The organism is Asaia platycodi JCM 25414 (assembly GCF_000614545.1).
GTDB lineage: Bacteria > Pseudomonadota > Alphaproteobacteria > Acetobacterales > Acetobacteraceae > Asaia > Asaia platycodi.
On sequence record NZ_BAKW01000014.1, the window covers coordinates 58409 to 77008 of the forward strand.

Genomic DNA, 18600 nt, shown 5'->3' on the forward strand with positions numbered 1-18600 from the left:
GTATCTGATATGGATCCAGTTCAAGGGCGCTGACCTCTCTCACCGAAAGGCTGTTGACCAGCCAGGCAGCGCCTGCGTGGCGTAGCGCATCCAGAGTGAGGCGCGCCTCGCTGCAAAGTCCCGTCTCGATGAGCGTGCACGGGCCATTCCAGCCAGGGCGCCGTCCTGCAGGCAGGTGTGTGGAGTTTTCCGTCGCTCAGCACGATCAGTAGAGGCGCTGGCCTCTGCGACATGCACCCCGTCAACAGAAAGAAGCAGGGCATCGTCATAGCCTGCCTGATCGGCTTCGAGACGCGACAGGATTTGCGGCAGGTAGTTCAGGTGCTTGATGCGGCTCAGAGGCGAAGCGCCGTCACGGCGATACCGGCTGACATGCAGGCGGCAGGGGCCGAGAGGGGGCGAGGGCAGGGCCTGAGTGATCAGGAGCGTCGGGCGGGGTGAAGGAGGCGGCAGAAGGCCGCGTGGTCCTGTGCCCCGGCTCAGAGTGAGGCGTAGCGAGCCCGATGCAAGCCCGTTGGCCTCGACCAGATTCGAGAGGGCCATGCGCAGTCTGTCCTCGCCGAGGAAGGGAATCTGAAGCAGCTTCGCCCCCTCGGTGAGGCGTCCTAGATGGGCGTCCAGCCGGGTGATGGTGCCGTCATGCAGCCGCATGGTCTCGAACACGCCATCGCCCAGCAGAAACCCTCGGTCGGAACAATCGATAGCGGCGGCTTCAGCCGTCGTCAGGCGGTCATTGAGCCAGATGTGTTTCATGATCCGAAGAGTCCCAGCAAAGGCGCGGCTTTGAGGCATAATTCCTCATATTCGCGTTCGGGGTCCGACAGGGTGGTGATGCCGCATCCAGCCCCAAGGGTCAGGCTGCCGGGTTTGAGCACCAGACTGCGGATGATCACGCTGCTATCGAGGGCGCCGTCGGCACCGATGCGGAACAGCGACCCGCAATAGGCGCCACGCGCGCTGCGCTCTGTCGCATCGATTACCTTCAGCGCCTGGTGCTTGGGGGCCCCGGTTACCGAGCCGGGTGGCAGGGTGGCGCGCAACAGATCGAGCGCCGTAAGGCCGCCTTTCAACTGGCCCGTCACGGCGGAGACAAGATGATGCACATGAGCGAAACGCTCTACTGTGCAGAGCGTCGGCACGTTCACCGACCCCATTTGCGCCACACGACCGATATCGTTGCGCATGAGATCGGTAATCATCAGGTTCTCGGCATATTCCTTCTCATCCGCTTCCAGGGCCGCGGCGATCAGGGCATTTTCTCGGGCGTCGGCGCCGAGCGGGGCGGTGCCCTTGATCGGGCGCGTTTCGATATGCCCCTGATCGTCCATGCTGATGAAACGTTCAACCGAGGCGCTCAGCAGGGCGAAATCGGGCGTGTTGAAATAAGCCCGAAAGGTGCCGGTGAGGCATGGCGCAGGCGACGATAAATGGCGCTGGCCGCAAGAGCCGGCACAGTGCCGGCACGAAACTGCGTTGTCAGATTGGCCTGAAACAGCTCGCCATTATCGATGCGAGAGACGATGGCGCGCACGGCTGCGCAGAAATCCCGGCGGTCGAAATCGGGGACGAATTCCAGTGTGGGAAGTGTGGCAGAAGGCGCTGAGCATTGTGGCAAATCAACAGGTTGAGGCGCGTCACAATAGCTGCTCCAGAAAAGCCGCTTTTCCTGCCGGTCGAATACATAGACGCCGTCATAACGCGCGACACTTAAATCGGGGATGAAGCACGCGTGGCGTGAGGGGACATCTTCAAGCGCAAGGCCAGCCTCATAGCTGGCCAGCCCGATCAGCCGCCGCTGAAGGGCAGCGTATGGCCTAAGCTTCGGGGGGGTATGAGATCGTGAAGGCGCGCCCAGTCACTCTTCGCTTTGCCCGTGAGCTGCGCAGAAGGGCGGCAGCAGAAAAATGACCAGCGCGCGCGCTCAGTGATCGGACCGCCGCTATCGAGCAAGACCGACCAGGGTTCCTCTCCATAATGCGCAATGAAAGCATCGGGCGAGCGCCACGGTAATTCCTCGATGCGCATCAGCCGGCGCCTCCGCCACGATGACGATGCGTCGGCGCAAGCTCGATAGCGATCGGGGCGGGAAAGAGCAGAAGCCGCATGGATCGGCCTTAACGTGCTGCTCTCCCGCCGTCCAGAGACAGGACGCTCAGTCTTGTCCGGTCAGGTGTTCTTGGGATCGATGGTCCTGAAGCCATAGGTGACATAATCGGGCAGGACACGGCCTTTTTCGACGCGCACGCTCAGATAGCCTTCAGGCGTGCCGAGCCGCGTGCCGTGCCACCAATTGCCCGAGACGGCACCGCCCGTGATGTAGGGTATCCCATGCCAAGTAACGGTTTCGTAGACATGGGTATGGCCCTGAAAAACCGCAATCACGTTGTAATGGTCGAACAGATCCAGCACCTGATAGGCATTCCTGACGCGCGTGCCTGATGGGCAGGCGGCTTGCCCGGAGGCGGAGCGTAATCCTCAACCGCTGTCACGAGTGGAATATGGGTCGAGACAATCACCGGCGTGCCGATCGGCATCGACGCCAGATCATGGCTCAGCCAGGCGAGTTGCGTCGGGTCGATATAGCTTCATAGGCGCGGTCGGGTGTGATGCCGATTGAGTCGAGCACGATGAAATGCACGCCCTTATGGTCGAAGGAATAATAGGGCGAGCCGAAATTATCGGTGTAATATTTCTTGCCATAGAGCGGGTCGGAAGGCGCGATGCCGCTCTTGGTATAGATACCAAGGCAGTCATGATTGCCCATGGTGTTATGCACCTGATGGCCCAGTGTATCGGCCGTCTGCTTGTACAGATCCATCAGGCTCATCGCGCGCGATTTCGGCACACCGAGCGCATCGAAAACATGATCGCCACCCTGAAGGGTGAAGTCGGCATTATGGGTGCGTGCCTGGGTGAAGCAGTCGAGGCAGCCTTTCGAGGCGTCAAGCTCTGGCTGGATATGGGTGTCGGTCAAAAACAGAAAGGTGAAATCGTCATGAGGCAACAGGGTGGGGCGCTGCGGCACCAGGGCCAGAGCGCGGCTGCTGAAACCGAGCGTGCCTGCGGCGAGACCGGTAAGCGCGGCTGAACGAAGAAATCTGCGCCGGGGGAGAAGCATGACGACACCCTGTCTTCTGAAGTGGTTGAGTAACCCCGAGCAATAGACGCGCCCTTTTGCCGATTGGGTGAAGTTTCAATGACATGACGGGCTCGTGTTCACGTGGGGCCGCGTCGCAGGCTCAGGCCGTTTCCAGCACCAGAAGGGCGGCTTTTGTCGCAAGATCGATCAGGTCGAGAAACAGGCATTGCGCCTTGCTGCTCGCGCTTCGCGTGACAAAGCAGTTCTGCGCTTCGATATAAGCGCGGCCCCATCCGGCAACGAGCAGCGTGGCCGCGAGGTGAAGTCGCGGTTCGACCCGGTCGAGGCCGAGCGCAGAAGCCGTGCCCTGTGCGACGTCCTCACTGATCTCGTCACGCAGGCGCGTGCCCGCGCTCTGAGCGTTTCGCTTTCGCTCAGCGTGGCAATGAAGCTCTGGCTTTGGGGGGCGAAATGCAGAAACGGTGCGTTTTCAGCTACGAGACAATGCGCACGCTTTCTTAGCGCCTCGAAGGATGGTCAGGTGCCGATTGGGCGAGCGTTTCGCGCAGCATAGCCCGTATTGCCGGCTCGCGGTCGAAAAACAGGTCTTCCTTGCGAGCGAAATGGTTGAACACAGTCATGCGTCCGACATCGGCAGCCTCGGCAATGGCGTCGATCGTGACGCGATCAAAGCCGTGCTCGGCAAAAAGCGCCGTGGCGATATTCGAAATTCTCTGGCGCGTCGCCAGGCGTCGACGACTGTGACGGTCTTTTGCGATTGACATGGGCTGACCCTATCAGAAAACTATACCAAGTACAATTATGGATTCGGTCTATGAAATCTATCGATGTCGCTATTATCGGAGCCGGGCCGGTCGGGTTGCTGCTCGCAATCGAGCTGACGATTGCGGGTGTGGATTGCCTGGTTCTTGAGGCGCGGGCCGAGCCCGAGACCGTGCAAAAGGCGCTGTCGCTTGGGCCGCTCGGTGCGGAGGCCGTGATGCGCCGCGGCTTCGCCAGCCAGCTCGACGCGCTTGAGGCCCGGACGCGTGCCGTGATGGCGCCTTTTCTGGCGCGTGGCGGCTGGGGGGAAAGCGGTGCGGGCAAGCCGCGTTTTTCCGGTCATTTTGGCGGTATCCCGCTTCTCACACAGGCGAACGACCAGACCCGACCGACGAGGCTGATCGACCAGCGGTTCCTGCAGGAATTTCTGCTCGACGAGGTGCGAAGGCGGGGTATTCCGCTCAGGCGCCCCTGCGTCGTGAGGGAGGTGCAGACGGGCAAAGAGGCCGTGACGCTCACGCTCTGCGATGCGAATGGTCACGACGGCACGCTCACCTGCCGCTATGCAATCGGGTGCGACGGGGCGCGCAGCGTTCTGCGCACTCAGGGGCAGTTCGCCTTTACCGGTACGGTCCCCAGTCTCACTTTCTATCAGGTATTCGTCGATTTCGCCGAGCCGGATCAGGCGCCGCCTCCGGGCTGGCAGATGCAACCCGGCGGGGTGCTGGCTTATGGCCCTGTGCCCGGCAGGTTGTTTATGGTCGATTTTTCCGGCCCACCGCCGAAGGGGCTGCGCGAACCCACACAATCGCAGGTGGAGGCGGCGCTCGTCCGTGTCTGCGGCCGCCCCGTGCCGCTCGGCGCGTTTCGTGGCGGCCGGTGCTGGACCGATCGCACGCGCTTGTCGATACCTATCGCAAGGAGCGACTCATGCTCGCAGGAGACGCCGCGCATATTCATCCCCCTTTCGGCGGGCAGGGTCTGGGGCTGGGCCTCGTCGATGCGGCCAATCTCGGCTGGAAGCTCGCTGCGGTAATCGATGGGCGCATGCCTGAGACTTTGCTGGATAGCTACGACGCCGAACGGCGCCCTGTTGCGCGTGAGGTCCTGGACAATACGCTGGCCCAGACGGCGCTCATGCGCCCCGACCCGCAATCGCGGGCGTTGCGTGCGCTTATGACCGAAAAATTGTCTGATGAGGCGGAGAGTGCGACCCTCAGCGGCAGGATAAAGGGGCTGACGCTGCGTTATGCGCTCGGGGGAGGTCATGACGCTATCGGTCGGCTTGCAGCGGATCGTCCGCTTTCTGACGGGCGGCAACTTTACGATCTCATGGTGGCCGGTCAGGCAGTTTTTCTGCACGGACAGGGCGCTGCATCTTTCCATGGCAATCATTTGCCCCCGCTCATCATGCAGGCCGAAAGCAAAGGCGCTACTTCCTTGCTGATCCGTCCCGATGGCTGCATCGCCTGGGCCGGAGAGGGCGATGATCGGGCTGGGCTGGATGACGCGCTGACGCGCTGGTTCGGCGGCGTTTTGCCATGCGATCCATTGACGCCTGGCGGCTGAAGGGTCGTTATGCCTGCGAATTGTTTTTTCAGGAGGCAGGATGCGCGTGCAGTTCAGGAAAAAATCCCTATCGGGTCGCAGGGTCGCTCTCCTCATGGGGGTCGGTCTGGTTCTGGCGCCGTTTTCGGCGCATGCCGATGATGTCGGCTCACTCGTCAGCGATTACGATCGTTTCACGGCGGCGCTCGATCCTGTTTCGGCCGCGTCGCGTGGAGATCAGAATGCGGCAGAACGCTGGCCCGATGACAGCCCTGCCGCAGAGGCTGCGCGTCTGAAGCAGAGACTGGCGTTCAAAGACCGTCTGGCGCGTCTCGACCTGGCCACGCTCAAGGGAGAGGCGCGGCTCAATGCACGTCTGATGATCTGGGAAAACGATCTGGCGATAGAGAGCCAGAAATTCGACCCGTCACGCATGCCGTTTACAAGCGATGAAGGGTTTTATCAGGAAATCGGCTACGCGGCCGATAACACGCCACTGCGCAGCGAGGCCGATGCCCGACACTGGCTGGCACGCATGAACCGTATCCCGGCCTATGACGTACAGCAGATCGAGAATATGCGTCGTGGCATCGCCACGCATTTTGTCCAGCCACGTCTGATTGCCGAGATTGCACTACGTGCCGTCAAGGCGCAGGCGGCGCTGCCGGAAAACGACAATCCGGCTCTGCGCCCTTTCGATACGCTTCCTGCCACCATGCCGGTCGCCCTGCGCCAGTCGCTGCGTGCTGAGGGCGCGCGCATCGTGCATGAAAAGATCAAGCCTGCCGAACAGGCTCTGGCCCGGTTTTTTGAAACGGAATATCTGCCCGCCAGCCGTACCACCCTCGGGGCATCGTCACTGCCAGATGGGCGCGCCTATTACGCCTATCTCGTGAAAAGCGAGACCACCACGACGCTCACCCCCGACCAGATCTTCGCGCTCGGGCAGTCCGAAATCGCCCGTATTCACAAGGCCATGCAAAGCCAGATGGATGCTGTCGGCTTTCACGGTGATTTCAAGAGCTTCGTGGCTACCATCAAGGCTGATCCGCGCTTCTACGTCACCACGCGTCAGGCCCTGATGGAAAAAGCGAGTTTTCTGGCCAAGAAGATCGATGGCGAATTGCCGCGTGTGATCGGCAAACTGCCACGCCTGACCTATGGCGTGCGCGAAGTGCCGCGTGCGATCGAAGAGGGCTATACGACCGGGCGTTATGACCCAGGCAGCCCGGTTCTGGGTATTTCCGGCGGCTGATGATCAACACCTCGCATCTCGATCAGCGCCCGCTTTACGAACTGCCATCGCTCGTCGCCCATGAAGGCGTGCCGGGGCATCATATCCAGATCGCGTTGGCTCAGGAAATGACCGATCTGCCGGGCTTTCGTCGTGATTACGCCACTACGGCCTTTGTCGAGGGATGGGCGCTCTATGCCGAGCAATTCGTGAGCGAAATCGGGCTTTATCCGACGCCCTATGACCGTTTCGGTCAGCTTTCGATGGAAATGTGGCGTGCCTGCCGACTGGTCATGGATGTGGGCATCCACTGGAAAAACTGGTCGCGTGATCAGGCGCTCTCCTGCCTGCGCGACAATACGGCGCTGGCAGAGAAAAATATCCAGAACGAGACCAATCGCTACATCTCATGGCCCGGTCAGGCGCTGGGGTATAAAATCGGCGAATTGACCATCCTCGATCTGCGTCATCAGGCAGAAAAGGCGCTCGGCTCGAAATTCGACGAGAGGCGCTTTCACGATCTGGTTCTGGATGAAGGCGCGATGCCTCTGGCTTTGCTGCGTGAACGCGTGAACCACTGGATCGAAACGGAAAAACATCGCGCCGGATAAACGCAGAGCGAAGAGGCTGGTCACGGAATGAGGCCTCCGTGACCAGCCGCTCGTTTCCTAGCGCAGGCCACCTGATGCGATGAGCGTCTCACCGGTGAGCCAGCGCGAATCTTCCGATGCGAGGAAGACGGCAAGCGGGCCAATATCCTTGACCTCTCCCGTGCGACCCAGCGGCGTCTGGGCAATGATCGCCTGCTCCATTTCCGAGCCGATCACACTGGCGGTCTGCGTGCCTTCGGTCTTGATCAAACCGGGATTGATGGCATTGACCCTGATCTGGCGCGGGCCTAGTTCCTTGGCCAGCGAGCCGGTAATGGCGTCAACGGCGCCCTTTGTGCCGGTATAGACAGCGCTATTTGGCGGTGTGATGCGCGAGACGACAGAGCTGATATTGATGATGCTGCTTCCCGCCTGAAGATGCGGGCTTGCAGCCTGCGTCACCAACAGCGTGCCAAGCACATTGATATCGAACAGACGGTGGAAATGCTCTTCAGTGATGTCGTCGATCCCGGCAAATTCATAGACGCCTGAATTATTCACCACGATATCCAGACGATCGAAGGTGCTGATCGCCTTCTCGATTATGGCCGCCGCTCCGGCTTTTTTGGAGACATCTCCCTGAGCTGCCACGGCCTTGCCGCCTGCAGCCGTGATGGCGGCGACGATCTTGTCGGCACCTTCACGGCTCGACGCATAATTGACGACGACAGAAGCACCCGCTTCAGCCAGGCTCTGGCAATTTCAGTGCCGATCCCTTTGGAGGCACCGGTAACGACTGCGACTTTTCCTGAAAGCTTGCTCATGATCCTGATACCTGTCTGATGGCGGGTCCATGCCGTTTTTACCGGGCAGAGGACACGCGAAGGTGAGAAAAAGGGAGAGAGAACGACTTTATTTGTGGAGTGATCGCTCCAACATCATGCATATGAGAGGCGTCTAACCGATTTCAAGGATTTATGGAGCGATGGCTACAAAAAATATCGATGCGCCGCGCAAGACGCGTGGGCGTCCGCCATCCTTCGACCGTGAGACAGCCCTCGTCGCGGCCATGCGACTGTTCTGGGACCGGGGCTATGAGGGCACAAGTTTCGACGACCTCATTGCGGTAATGGGCATCAGCGCATCGAGTTTCTACAACAGCTTCGGCAGCAAGGAAGCGCTCTATCACGAGGCGATCGACGCCTATGCCAGACAGGCAGGGGCGTGGTTTGTCGCGGCGCTTCAGACAAATGAGACCACGACGAAGCCTTCCGAGCGCTTTTCGACGCAGTGGCGCGTGAGTTCACGCGCTGTGACACCCCCTCAGGATGCATGATTGCCACCGCTGCCACCCAGTGTTCACCCGCGCAGAACCGCCTCAAGGCTTTGATGATCGACCAGCGGCGTATGGCAGAAGACGCCATGAAGCAGCGCCTTGCCCAGGGCGTCGCGGCGGGCGATCTGCCGATCGACACAGATATAGATGCCCTTGCGGGCTATCTCAGTGTCGTGATGCAGGGGCTCGGCATTCAGGCTCGTGACGGAGCCAGTCGTGAAAAACTGACCGAGATCGGCCATATGGCTCTTGCCGTGTTGAAGCCGTAGAGGAAAGAAAAAGAACCGAGATTTTAAGTAACGCTTTTCTCATTCGAGAATGATTGGCCGATATCATTTGAAAGGGAGTGCGACGATTCCCGCGTTGAAGAATGACGAATGGGGTTTTAGATAGGGGCACCCCACGCCCTTGCCTGTCCAGTGGCGGCATTCAGTTCGTCGGGGGAGACCGACCCGGAGCGTGCTCAGGCGCGATCCTCTCACAGTATCAGTTGCAAAGGCGTAAACGCGGCCCATGTCCACAGATAGTTCTGCCACTGCCCCGGTACCCGAGGCACAGACGGCTCCTGCGGCCCCGCCGATAGTGAATCCTTATCTTGTACCGTCCGAACTGCCTACCAATGATGCCGGTCAGGGTATCCATTTCGATTTCAACTGGGGCGCACGTGTTCTGCTGCCCAAACAGTCTGGCGGACGCTGGCGTGCCACGCTGACTGATCTCGATAACTCGACGATCATCTTTCAGGGCGAACTGGAAGAGGGGCATCTCTCCTCAACAAAGAAGTTCTTCATTCGCTTTGCCATTGATGTGCAGCGCATCGCCGAAGACGGTACCGAAACGAAGGTGCTGCATCATGAATACGATGCGCGTGGCAAAGTCGTCCTTGTCCAGCTTCCGGTAGGGACGCTGGGCGATACGCTCGGCTGGTTTTCCTATGTGGCACGGTTTGCTGAAAAAAGCGGTGCACGCGTGATCTGCTCTCTGGCTGGTGTGTTTATTCCGCTCTTCGCCAAGGCCTACCCTGAAATCGAACTGACAACGAAAGAAGATCTGGAGAAGAACCCGCTGCGTTCGCAGATCTATGCGACCTATAATATTGGCCTGTTCTTTGACGATACCGAGAATATCCACCAGCCCTGCGACTTCCGCTATGTCGGCTTGCATCGCACAGCTGGCTATATTCTAGGGGTAGACCCAACCGAAGAGCCCCCGAAAATCGTGATCGAGGACGACACGCGGCCGATCGAGGAACCCTATGTCTGCATCGCAACGCAGGCCTCTGCGCAGTGTAAATACTGGAACAATCCGGGCGGCTGGCTTGGGGTGATCGATTATCTCAAGAAGCGCGGCTATCGTGTGATCTGCATCGATCAGAAGCCTTTCAGCGGTGCGGGTATCGTGTGGAACCAGATCCCCAATGGCGCCGAAGACCAGACGGGCAATCGTCCGCTAGCCGAGCGCGCGCGCTGGCTCAAACACGCCGATCTGTTCATCGGGCTCAGCTCTGGTCTGACCTGGCTCGCCTGGGCTACGGGCACCAAGACCATCCTCATTTCGGGTTTCACCCACCCGAACAACGAGTTCCATACGCCGTGGCGCATCATCTCCTGGCATGCCTGCAATTCATGCTGGAACGACCCGCGTTACATGTTCGACCATAATGACTTTCTCTGGTGCCCCAGACATGCCAATACCGATCGCCAGTTCGAGTGCTCCAAGCTGATTTCGACAGATGTGGTCACGAAGAACATTGCAGAAGCTTTGGACGCCTGAAATCCGGTATTGGAGGCATCGACGGCCAGTCGTATTGCGCAGAGCCGTCTGCCTTCAGCCGTCTACCTTCAGCCGTCTACCTTCAGCCGTCTACCTTTCACAGATAGGCTGAAATACGGTCGTCGCGATGAAAGGCGATGCTGTTCATGCCAATATGTATGAGCGTATAATCCAGCGTTCTCAGAAAACGTTCGAACGCGCCCTTGTCGAGTTTGATGTGCTCGACAAACATGACGGGGCGTTGTTCTCTGATCGTGTTCACGGCGCCGTGCAAGACAGCCATCTCCATTCCCTCAACGTCAATTTTTATGAGATCAACCCTCGGGAGGGCGAGAGAGTCTATGGTTCGCACGGCGATCTCCGCCATCGTCTGTTCATCGTAGCTGATCGCCTGACCGATATATTCTCCCTGCGGTCTGAACTGCAGTTCAAGGCTGCCGAAGCTGCCAAGTATGCAGTAATCGGGTACAGGAATCTTCATGCTCGTGATGCTATCGCTCATCGCTATGTTGAGCGCGCGCGCATTGAAGCAATTATTGAGAGCAATATTGCCAGCCAGCGCATAGAAAATTCTTTCCTGAGCCTCTATGGCGAGCACATTCCCCCAGCCGGTCATATGTTTTGCCCATTCGATCGTATGCACGCCCAGATTGGCGCCTACATCCAACGCCATGACGCCATCGCCGCGTAATTTGAGCTGCACCGTAAGAATATCCTTCAGGCACGAGACATCCTGAGGGTCGAAATGCCCCTCCTCCAGAAGGCTGTGTCCGACCCCGTAAGCAAAGTCATTCTCCTTCGACTTATGGTAATCGAGCCGGTTGAGAATCATCATCCCATGATCCGTTCCTGCAAGAACGAAAGCGATTTTGTGCGATATCAAAGAGCGTTCATAGTTTGATGTCATCTAATTTTTCTCGGCATTATCGTGATGACAATAAAGATAACTACAGTATGCATTGAAAATCATTATTTTTTTTGCGCTACGTTCTGAATCTGTAAAATGGACACTCTGACACACTGCGAAATTCAAAAAGATTGTGATTTGAAATCCTCCGATTATTTGATCAGGTTCTGTTAATAGTTGAATAATTTCCGAAAATAGACGTGGTAATCATGGTCTCGAGCGGTGGGAGATATTTAAATTGGCCGACGCAACTCTAGAAGAAGACACCGGAAATGAACCGTTATCCATAACTGCGGCAGATGTCATTTCCGCTGGAAATACGTCTCAGGGTAATGCTGCCAGAGGTATTCTCGAGAGAAATTATATCAATGTCGGAAGTGGAAGCACGATATACGTTTCCAACTCTGAGGCATCGGACTACAATATCACGTCTCAGGGAAAAGTTTATGTGCAGGAGGGCGGAACGCTCTCAAACGCCACGGTCAATACATATGGCGGATTATTTGTCTCGGGTTCGGGAGCGAGCATCGTCGGGGCCAATGTATCCGGTCTCATGGCGTCGATCTGGGTCAGTGGCGGCGGGGTCGCGAGTGCGACTTCCGTGGGCTATCTCGGTACCGTAAATCTCTATAGCGGCGCTTCATCCATCTCGAGTGTGGTATCGTCAGGTGGGGTTATCTATGCAGGTCGTAAGTATGGAGCGTCGCTCTCAAGTGGTCTCTCTATTGACGATACCGTGCTGCGTGGTGGAACGCTCTGCGTAGAGAATTTTGGCAGCGCAACCGGGGCGAACATCAGTTCTGGAGGGCGCATTCTTGTCGATACTTCCGGTGTCAGTACCAGCGCGATCATTCAGAGCGGGGGCTCTGCGATCGTTACAGCGGGCGGGACGATGTTCGACGCCGTTGTCAATGCGGGCGGCGTCATTACGAATTCGGGATCAGCGCCCAACTATCCGGCTACAGTCGACTCTCGTGGTGTAACCAGCGGTACTCACGTGTTGTCGGGCGGAACCATCATTATCAATAGTGGTGGTCTGAGTTATAATGATAGTGCAGATTCTGGCGGATCCGTTATCGTAAACTCATACGGATCGGCTTATCTAAGTAATATAAATACGCAAAACTATTTTGTTACATCGCTTGGGCGAGTTTTTGTCAACGAGGGGGCCACCTTATCAAATGTGGACGTCTCCACTTATGGCGCGGTGCAGGTCTCCGGCGTTGGGGCTGTCGTGCAAAATGCGCATGTGTCAGGCACCTTCGCGACGATCAGCGCGGTAGATGGCGCCGTCGTCAGCAACGCCGATCTTGCCATGTACGGCTCTCTCAGCCTGGGGAGCGGCGGCACATCTATCTCGAGTGTGATTTCCGCTTGGGGGGTTGTCTACGCCGGACGTAGAAGTACGCCACTCTCCGGAGGTGTCTCCATCGGCGATACCGTGATGTCGGGTGGCTCGCTGGTGGTCGAGAATTACGGATCGGCGTTCAGGCCGATTATCGAGAGCCGTGGTGTGGTTTCGGCCACGACCTCAGGAACAGTCACCAGTGCGGTCGTTAAAAATGGCGGGACGCTGTCGATAAGCATCGCGAATAACTCTCCCGTCCCAGGGCAGGGCTATAATAATTATATTGCCGCCGGTGGAACGGAGATAGTTGGCTCAGGGGCCGTCGAAAATGGGGCGATCATCGCCAGCGGCGGCACGATTGTTATCAATGATCAGGGCGGCCTGATAAGCGGTCGGCTCGAGGAGCACGGGTCGATTGATTTCAACTATCTGGCGCGGCTATCACATCGGCCAATATCACATCGGATGGACTTCTTACCGTCCGTGCCAGCAACGGGCGCACCACGTCGCTTCAATTGGCTGGCACCTACAAGCATAACGAGTTTTCTTTTTCAGGCGATACGCTGACATTTCTGTGCTTCCTCGCGGGGACGCATATTCGCACCCCAGATGGGGAAGTCCTTGTCGAAGATCTGCGCATCGGTGACATCGTGTCGGTCTGGGACTGGAAAGCGGGTGTCGAGACGACACGCAAGCTTCGATGGGTGGGCAGGCAGCCCATCAAGGTTGATCCCGACCTGCCTGATGACGAGGCCGGCTATCCCGTTCGTTTTCTCGCCAATTGTATCGCGCCGAACCTTCCCGAGCGTGATCTGCTGGTAACGCCCGAGCATTGCCTCTTTTTTGATGGCAAGTTCGTGCCCGCCCGCATGCTGGTGAATGGTGTCAGCATTTATTACGACAAGACGATCACAGGCGCCTATGCGTATCATATCGAGACAGAAGACGGGCATTCGATACTCTGGGCTGAATCGGCGCTGAGCGAGAGCTATCTCGATACCGGCAATCGCCGCCAGTTCTTCCAGCATGGGCCGCTGGTGCAGTTCGGTCGGGACAGGGTCTATGATTGGGCGAAAGATGCGGCGGCACCGCTGGATGTTTCGCGTGCTACTGTCGAGCCGCTATATGAGCGCTTCGCGCAACGAGCGGTTCTCAGGGCGCCGCATAGAGCTACGACGTTCGATAAGGCGCTCGCACTGAAGACCTCCGATGGCAAGGTCTTCCGACCTGTGCGCGTCAAGGATGCCAGGCATGTTTTCTTGATCGAGGGTGACGTGGCGTCTCTCACGCTTGTCTCCAACGCCAGCAGGCCAAGCGATGTCATCGGCCCCTATGTCGATGACAGGCGCAGGCTGGGAGTGCTCGTCGATGGCATTTCGGTCTTTGGCAATACGGGTATGCGCGCATTCACCATGCATCTTCAGTCCGGCAGTCTTTTCGGCTGGTTACCTCTTGAGGCTGGGCAAGCCGGTCGCTGGACGCAAGGGGAGGCGCTCCTGCCGCTCCATCTCAAAGCGGATAACGGGCCGCATCTGATCGCTATCGATGTCATCGCAGGTGGGCCCTATCTGGTGCCAGTACCGTCGGAAAAGCCTGCACGGATCATGAGCGTGGAGGAAGAAGAACGGATGCTTGCCCTGTCACCCTGAGGTCTGGTTGACAGACCCGCAACGCCCTTCGAACTCTCGGGGAGGGGTGTTCCGGGCGACGCTGCCGTGACCGTTCATCCAAAGAATAGAAACAGATCGGCGATGGCTCGATGATGGTGTGTGCAGCGCATACGGTTGTAATAAAGCGCGATCGCGCGGGTCATGCGTCTATTCTGTGCGCAATTCTGTCACGCCAGTTAAGAGCGATTCCTCCCTGCTAACCAGCGTCTGAGGGCGAGTGTGCGCAGATCTGCCCGAAGCGATCAGCTCGATTGAGCGGTGGCTAGCCTGATTTTGACTTCGCGCCAGAGAGCCTCCTGCGCCGTCAGATCGAGATCGGCGAGGGTACTGCCTGTTTCTGCCAAAACCGATTCCATTGTTTCGATCCGACGGGTGAATTTGGCATTGCCTTGTCTCAGGCAGGCTTCCGGGTCGAGGCCCAGCTTTCGGGCGAGGCTTGCGACGGTAAACAGAACATCGCCGATTTCGTCTTCCAGCCGGATCTTGTCACCAAGCGGCAACTCCGCGCGCACCTCGTCGAGTTCCTCACTGATTTTTTCCAGCACCTGCTCGGCCGTTTCCCAGTCGAACCCGACCCGCGCGGCACGTTTGCCGAGTTTCTCGGCCCTGATCAGGCTGGCAGGGCAGGGGCGATGCCCGCAAGCAAGCCATATTCCGATTTCGCTGCACGCTCTGCCTGCTTGTTGCGCTCCCACAGATCGGCATCGAGCTCGGCTTCGGCGAAGACATGCGGATGGCGGCGCACCATTTTGTCGCCGATCTGGCGTGCCACTTCGGCAAAATCGAAGCGTCCGGCTTCTTCGGCGATGCGGGCCTGATAGACGACCTGAAGCAGCAGATCTCCCAGCTCATCGGGCAGGGCCTGCCAGTCTTGCCGGGCAATCGCATCCATCACCTCATAGGCTTCTTCTATGGCGAAAGGGGCGATGGTTTCATGAGTCTGGACCCTGTCCCAGGCGCAACCCGTCTGCGGGTCGCGCAGGCGGGTCATGATGGCAATCAGGCGGTCGATTTCTTCGGCGGCGTTCAAGTCAGGCTCCGGTCTCATGAGGGGCAGCGCAGAGTATAGGCAGCCTATGCCTCACGTGCCACCGGCCTCAGAGGCGCATAGGCTCAGTGATCGCTTTTCTGCTTCAGTGGCCTCTGGAATTTCAGCACTACCTGATCGGTGCGACCACGAATGGCTTTGTCGAAAACGGCCAGTGTGTGTGTGTCATCCGGGTTGCGTAAAGCCGTGCTGGTCGCCACGAGATGAAAACCTGCAGCTTCGACCTGCCTGACGATCAGATCAGGGTCGATGCGATGCAGCGTCGTGGGCGCAGTCGTGCCCGTGCCAGCCAGAGCGACATGATCGATCACCATGAAAATGCCACCGGGCTTGAGCGCCTGATAGATCGCCTGATCCATGCGCAGTGCCGTTTCCGGCCCCATACCGCCATAGACATCGTGATAATTCTGCGAGGTCCAGACGAGATCGAGCGGTTGTGCTACATGAAAATCGACGATCGGTGTGACAACAACCGATACGTTGCCGAAAGCGGGGTTGGCGGCGATCGCCCGCGCCATCTGCGGCATCTGCGGATGCCGGGCCACCATTTCGGCGGGAATGACGGCGTAGACATGGCCTGACTGGCCTATTTCCAGACTGAGCAGGCGCGTGAAATAGCCGCTACCTGGCATCAGATCGGCCACGGCGGCGCCTTTGGGTAGAGGCGTGAGGGCCAGCAGGTCGAGCGGTTTGCGCAGGGCGTCCTTGCTACGATCGGCGTCGGAGCGCGCGGGAGGGGCGATAACCGCGTCTGCCGGCAGGCTGGAAGCAGCGTTGGCAGGGGCCGTATCAGTCTGGGCGTAGGCCCCGGCGAAGGGCGCCAGTGTCAATCCTGTCAGGATGAGCGCGTGGGTGAAGCGAGGTGTCATACCGGTCATCCTGAAAGGCTGTTGAGAGAAACTCTGGCTTATCTGCCTTTGCGACACAAGACATACAGCCCCAGTATGGCGGCAACGCTCACGAGGCTTGCGATAATGGTCTGTCGTCCCGCCGATTGCACCAGCATGGCAATGACAACAAGACCGATAGCGCCAATGGTGCCGAGATTGAGCACCGTGCCGAATGGAAGGGTGAAGGCACGGTTCTGCGGGTCTGCCAGGCGGAAGACGCGATGCGACGAGACGATCAAGCCATAGATCAGCAGCATGACCGCGCCGGTCGCACCGAGCAGGAACGCGAAAATGAGCTTGGGAGAGAGGATCGAGCAAAACGCGACCATCAGCTATGAAGCTGGAGAACGTCACGGCGCGCTGGGGCACGTGGCTGCGTGACAGCACCGAGAACAATCTGGGAGCATCGCCGAGTTCGGCCAGTCCCAGCAGGGTACGCGAGGTGATGTAGATGCTCGAATTCAGGCAGGAGAGAATGGCCGTGAAAACGACGATCTGCATCAGCGTCGCGGCCCCCGGCACGCCGATATGACGCATGACCGTCACGAAAGGCGAATAGCCCGGTTCAATCGAGGTCCATGGCACAAGCGTAAGGATGAGTACGACCGAAAGCAGATAGAAAAGGGTTACGCGCACACCGATAGTACGGGTGACACGGGCCAGGTTTTCTTCTGCATTTTCCGACTCCGCAGCAGCCACCGTCGCGGATTCAGAGCCGATCATCGAGAACAGCACGGTAGGTACCGTGGCGAGAACGGCCCCCCAGCCATGCGGAAAGAAGCCATCATGGCTGAAGACGTTATGAATGATTTTCGGATGGGGCCCGACGAAGTGACTAAGGCTGAGCAGGCCAAGCGCGCAGAAGGCTATGATGGTGGCCACCTTGATGAGCGAGAGCCAGAATTCGCATTCGCCAAACACGCGTACCGAGACGAGATTGATCAGATTGACCGCAATGATGAGAGAAGGTGCCAGAAGCCAGACGGGCAGGTTGAACCAGTCCTGCATGGCAATCGCGCCGCCAATGGCTTCGGCGCCGATCGTCACCACCCAGAACAGCCAGTATAGCCAGCCGGAAAGAAAACCGGCCCAATGGCCATGAGCCGTCCGAATGCAATCGATGAAGGTGCCGATACCGGGTCGGGCGAGCAGCATCTCGCCCAGCATGCGGATCACAATGACCACCATGAGTCCGGTGCCCATATAGGTCAGCAGAATAGCCGGACCCGCTGCAGCGATCGCGGCAGAACTGCCTATGAAAAGACCCGCTCCGATGACGCCGCCCAGCGCGATCATCGCGATATGGCGGTCCTTGAGCTTGCCACCATGAAGAAGCGGAGGCTCACCTTCGCGAGAAAAACCTTGGGGTGAAAGTTTATCTTTATCCATCATGCATTGGACAAAGCCATGTAAATGCTTACTTCGTCCAGATGGAATATTTTAGTGAAGGAATGAATTGATGATACGGGTCTTTATCGACGGTGAGGCGGGAACGACAGGGCTGGGTATTCGCGATCGCCTGCGTGCCTTGCCTGTCGAGATTGTCTCCATCGATCCCGCAAAGCGAAAAGACCCGCAGGCGCGCCTCGAGATGATGCAATCGGCCGATATCGTTGTCCTGTGTCTTCCCGATGATGCCGCGCGCGAGGCGGTGGCTCTGGCCGCCAGTCTCGATAATGTGAAAATTCTTGACGCCAGCACTGCCCATCGTGTGGCCGAGAACTGGGAATATGGCTTCCCCGAACTCGACTCGTCTCAGGCGGCGCGGATCGCGTCAGCCCGCCATGTCGCCAATCCGGGATGCTATCCGACCGGCGTTATCGGCCTCCTGCGCCCGCTGGTCGATGCCGGGCTTGTGCCTGCCGATCATCCGATCACCGTCAATGCTGTGAGCGGTTATAGCGGTGGTGGGCGCAGCGAGATCGAGGCACATGAGCAAAAGGGCGGTCCTGCGTTCGAGCTTTACGGTCTTGGGCTCGAGCACAAGCATGTTCCTGAGATCATGGCTTATATCGGTCTGAAGCGCCGACCGCTTTTCGTGCCCTCCATCGGGCATTTTGCGCAAGGCATGATCGTTTCCGTGCCGCTGCAACTGGCCGATCTGCCGGGCTATATGCGGGTCTCTGACATAGAAGACTGCTTGCGTGCCTATTATGAGGGCTCGCGCTACGTTTCGCTCGCCTCGCCCGATCTGTCACGTCTCGATGCGGTGGCTTTAGCTAATCGCGATGAGATGGTTTTACGGGTCCATGGTAACGAAAAATGGCGTCATGTGCTGCTGACGGCTAGTCTCGATAATCTCGGCAAGGGGGCCGCGGGCGCTGCTTTGCAGAATATAAGGCTCATGGGCGGCATCGAAGACTGAATTTTATCGCAACCGGAAGAGAACTCCCG

19 protein-coding genes and 3 pseudogenes are annotated in these 18600 nt (G+C 58.4%); 11 read left to right on the plus strand and 11 right to left on the minus strand.

The genetic code is table 11. The features are described from left to right. Nucleotides 1–39: 39 nt before the first annotated feature. From JCM25414_RS19435 to JCM25414_RS25145, 6 genes and pseudogenes are all read right to left on the minus strand, one after another. On the minus strand, nucleotides 40–753 hold the full coding sequence (locus JCM25414_RS19435; RefSeq protein ID WP_051535836.1) for an aminotransferase class IV: 714 nt from the start codon (nucleotides 751–753) through the stop codon (nucleotides 40–42). Beyond that, nucleotides 750–1531: pseudogene (locus JCM25414_RS25120) on the minus strand (anthranilate synthase component I family protein). Before JCM25414_RS25120 ends, JCM25414_RS19435 begins: the two are co-directional and overlap by 4 nt. A gap of 254 nt (nucleotides 1532–1785) precedes the next feature. After that, nucleotides 1786–2025 (minus strand): hypothetical protein, encoded by a 240-nt coding sequence (locus tag JCM25414_RS25130; protein ID WP_242403520.1) that lies wholly within the window; start codon nucleotides 2023–2025, stop codon nucleotides 1786–1788. Nucleotides 2026–2166: 141 nt separating this feature from the next. Next, nucleotides 2167–2409 (minus strand): metallophosphoesterase family protein, encoded by a 243-nt coding sequence (locus tag JCM25414_RS25135; protein ID WP_242403521.1) that lies wholly within the window; start codon nucleotides 2407–2409, stop codon nucleotides 2167–2169. Beyond that, entirely contained in the window at nucleotides 2379–2534 is a 156-nt protein-coding gene (locus JCM25414_RS25140) for a hypothetical protein (RefSeq protein WP_242403522.1), read from the minus strand. The genes JCM25414_RS25135 and JCM25414_RS25140 overlap by 31 nt, the downstream gene beginning before the upstream one ends. Before the next feature lie 17 nt (nucleotides 2535–2551). Further along, the gene (locus tag JCM25414_RS25145) at nucleotides 2552–3118 is read right to left on the minus strand and encodes a metallophosphoesterase family protein (RefSeq protein ID WP_242403523.1); all 567 of its coding nucleotides are present in this window, start codon (nucleotides 3116–3118) and stop codon (nucleotides 2552–2554) included. A gap of 94 nt (nucleotides 3119–3212) precedes the next feature. On the opposite strand from JCM25414_RS25145, the gene JCM25414_RS23775 reads away from it, so the two are divergent. Beyond that, the gene (locus JCM25414_RS23775) at nucleotides 3213–3653 is read left to right on the plus strand and encodes a hypothetical protein (RefSeq protein ID WP_025841687.1); all 441 of its coding nucleotides are present in this window, start codon (nucleotides 3213–3215) and stop codon (nucleotides 3651–3653) included. Here JCM25414_RS23775 and JCM25414_RS23780 read toward each other — a convergent pair. Then, a complete protein-coding gene (locus tag JCM25414_RS23780) occupies nucleotides 3598–3864 on the minus strand; it encodes a TetR family transcriptional regulator (RefSeq protein ID WP_081775896.1) in 267 nt (88 codons plus the stop codon). The two genes, JCM25414_RS23775 and JCM25414_RS23780, sit on opposite strands and share 56 nt — an antisense overlap. Nucleotides 3865–3914: 50 nt before the next feature. Here JCM25414_RS23780 and JCM25414_RS23785 point away from each other — a divergent pair. The 4 genes and pseudogenes from JCM25414_RS23785 to JCM25414_RS26080 all read left to right on the plus strand — a co-directional run. Beyond that, a pseudogene (locus JCM25414_RS23785) lies at nucleotides 3915–4921 on the plus strand (FAD-dependent monooxygenase); the annotation flags it as partial. Nucleotides 4922–5038: 117 nt separating this feature from the next. Then, nucleotides 5039–5431: an aromatic-ring hydroxylase C-terminal domain-containing protein gene (locus JCM25414_RS26650; protein ID WP_369346050.1), complete on the plus strand. Its 393-nt coding sequence runs from the start codon at nucleotides 5039–5041 to the stop codon at nucleotides 5429–5431. A gap of 46 nt (nucleotides 5432–5477) precedes the next feature. Next, nucleotides 5478–6665, plus strand: coding sequence for a DUF885 domain-containing protein (locus JCM25414_RS26075; RefSeq protein WP_199897627.1), 1188 nt, complete (start codon nucleotides 5478–5480; stop codon nucleotides 6663–6665). Then, the gene (locus JCM25414_RS26080) at nucleotides 6665–7255 is read left to right on the plus strand and encodes a DUF885 domain-containing protein (protein WP_051535840.1); all 591 of its coding nucleotides are present in this window, start codon (nucleotides 6665–6667) and stop codon (nucleotides 7253–7255) included. The genes JCM25414_RS26075 and JCM25414_RS26080 overlap by 1 nt, the downstream gene beginning before the upstream one ends. Before the next feature lie 57 nt (nucleotides 7256–7312). Here JCM25414_RS26080 and JCM25414_RS19470 read toward each other — a convergent pair whose 3' ends face one another. Beyond that, entirely contained in the window at nucleotides 7313–7984 is a 672-nt protein-coding gene (locus JCM25414_RS19470; protein WP_242403530.1) for an SDR family oxidoreductase, read from the minus strand. 235 nt (nucleotides 7985–8219) lie between these two features. On the opposite strand from JCM25414_RS19470, the gene JCM25414_RS25155 reads away from it, so the two are divergent. The 3 genes from JCM25414_RS25155 (at nucleotide 8220) to JCM25414_RS11080 (ending at nucleotide 10343) form a co-directional block, all read left to right on the plus strand. Beyond that, a complete protein-coding gene (locus JCM25414_RS25155; RefSeq protein WP_242403524.1) occupies nucleotides 8220–8570 on the plus strand; it encodes a TetR/AcrR family transcriptional regulator in 351 nt (116 codons plus the stop codon). Continuing rightward, nucleotides 8567–8839, plus strand: a complete 273-nt coding sequence (locus JCM25414_RS25160) for a hypothetical protein (protein WP_242403525.1) — start codon at nucleotides 8567–8569, stop codon at nucleotides 8837–8839. Before JCM25414_RS25155 ends, JCM25414_RS25160 begins: the two co-directional genes overlap by 4 nt. Before the next feature lie 244 nt (nucleotides 8840–9083). Then, a complete protein-coding gene (locus JCM25414_RS11080; protein ID WP_025841688.1) occupies nucleotides 9084–10343 on the plus strand; it encodes an autotransporter strand-loop-strand O-heptosyltransferase in 1260 nt (419 codons plus the stop codon). 97 nt (nucleotides 10344–10440) lie between these two features. Here JCM25414_RS11080 and JCM25414_RS19480 read toward each other — a convergent pair whose 3' ends face one another. Next, nucleotides 10441–11178, minus strand: a complete 738-nt coding sequence (locus JCM25414_RS19480) for an FkbM family methyltransferase (protein WP_199897628.1) — start codon at nucleotides 11176–11178, stop codon at nucleotides 10441–10443. 310 nt (nucleotides 11179–11488) lie between these two features. On the opposite strand from JCM25414_RS19480, the gene JCM25414_RS23045 reads away from it, so the two are divergent. Both JCM25414_RS23045 and JCM25414_RS19485 read left to right on the plus strand, forming a co-directional pair. Next, a complete protein-coding gene (locus JCM25414_RS23045) occupies nucleotides 11489–13165 on the plus strand; it encodes a hypothetical protein (protein WP_148301063.1) in 1677 nt (558 codons plus the stop codon). Further along, nucleotides 13114–14247, plus strand: a complete 1134-nt coding sequence (locus JCM25414_RS19485) for a Hint domain-containing protein (RefSeq protein ID WP_159101753.1) — start codon at nucleotides 13114–13116, stop codon at nucleotides 14245–14247. Before JCM25414_RS23045 ends, JCM25414_RS19485 begins: the two co-directional genes overlap by 52 nt. Before the next feature lie 263 nt (nucleotides 14248–14510). Here JCM25414_RS19485 and mazG read toward each other — a convergent pair. Together mazG and JCM25414_RS25165 are read right to left on the minus strand one after the other, a co-directional pair. Beyond that, nucleotides 14511–15316 (minus strand): annotated as a pseudogene (gene mazG / locus JCM25414_RS19490) (nucleoside triphosphate pyrophosphohydrolase). Nucleotides 15317–15381: 65 nt separating this feature from the next. Beyond that, on the minus strand, nucleotides 15382–17598 hold the full coding sequence (locus JCM25414_RS25165; RefSeq protein ID WP_242403526.1) for an amino acid permease: 2217 nt from the start codon (nucleotides 17596–17598) through the stop codon (nucleotides 15382–15384). Between the two features lie 67 nt (nucleotides 17599–17665). Here JCM25414_RS25165 and argC point away from each other — a divergent pair, with 67 nt between their 5' ends. Further along, nucleotides 17666–18571 (plus strand): N-acetyl-gamma-glutamyl-phosphate reductase, encoded by a 906-nt coding sequence (gene argC / locus JCM25414_RS11115; protein ID WP_025841690.1) that lies wholly within the window; start codon nucleotides 17666–17668, stop codon nucleotides 18569–18571. Nucleotides 18572–18600: the final 29 nt, after the last annotated feature.

Bases quoted from the DNA above. Each gene is read 5' to 3' on its own strand.
- JCM25414_RS25140 (WP_242403522.1), bottom strand. From the start codon at position 2,534: ATGCCGATCGGCACGCCGGTGATTGTCTCGACCCATATTCCACTCGTG.
- JCM25414_RS25165 (WP_242403526.1), bottom strand. From the start codon at position 17,598: ATGATGGATAAAGATAAACTTTCACCCCAAGGTTTTTCTCGCGAAGGT.
- JCM25414_RS25130 (WP_242403520.1), bottom strand. From the start codon at position 2,025: ATGCGCATCGAGGAATTACCGTGGCGCTCGCCCGATGCTTTCATTGCG.
- JCM25414_RS25145 (WP_242403523.1), bottom strand. From the start codon at position 3,118: ATGCTTCTCCCCCGGCGCAGATTTCTTCGTTCAGCCGCGCTTACCGGT.
- JCM25414_RS23780 (WP_081775896.1), bottom strand. From the start codon at position 3,864: ATGTCAATCGCAAAAGACCGTCACAGTCGTCGACGCCTGGCGACGCGC.
- JCM25414_RS26650 (WP_369346050.1), top strand. From the start codon at position 5,039: ATGACCGAAAAATTGTCTGATGAGGCGGAGAGTGCGACCCTCAGCGGC.
- JCM25414_RS19480 (WP_199897628.1), bottom strand. From the start codon at position 11,178: ATGATGATTCTCAACCGGCTCGATTACCATAAGTCGAAGGAGAATGAC.
- JCM25414_RS11080 (WP_025841688.1), top strand. From the start codon at position 9,084: ATGTCCACAGATAGTTCTGCCACTGCCCCGGTACCCGAGGCACAGACG.
- JCM25414_RS26080 (WP_051535840.1), top strand. From the start codon at position 6,665: ATGATCAACACCTCGCATCTCGATCAGCGCCCGCTTTACGAACTGCCA.
- JCM25414_RS19435 (WP_051535836.1), bottom strand. From the start codon at position 753: ATGAAACACATCTGGCTCAATGACCGCCTGACGACGGCTGAAGCCGCC.
- JCM25414_RS25155 (WP_242403524.1), top strand. From the start codon at position 8,220: ATGGCTACAAAAAATATCGATGCGCCGCGCAAGACGCGTGGGCGTCCG.
- JCM25414_RS25160 (WP_242403525.1), top strand. From the start codon at position 8,567: ATGATTGCCACCGCTGCCACCCAGTGTTCACCCGCGCAGAACCGCCTC.
- argC (WP_025841690.1), top strand. From the start codon at position 17,666: ATGATACGGGTCTTTATCGACGGTGAGGCGGGAACGACAGGGCTGGGT.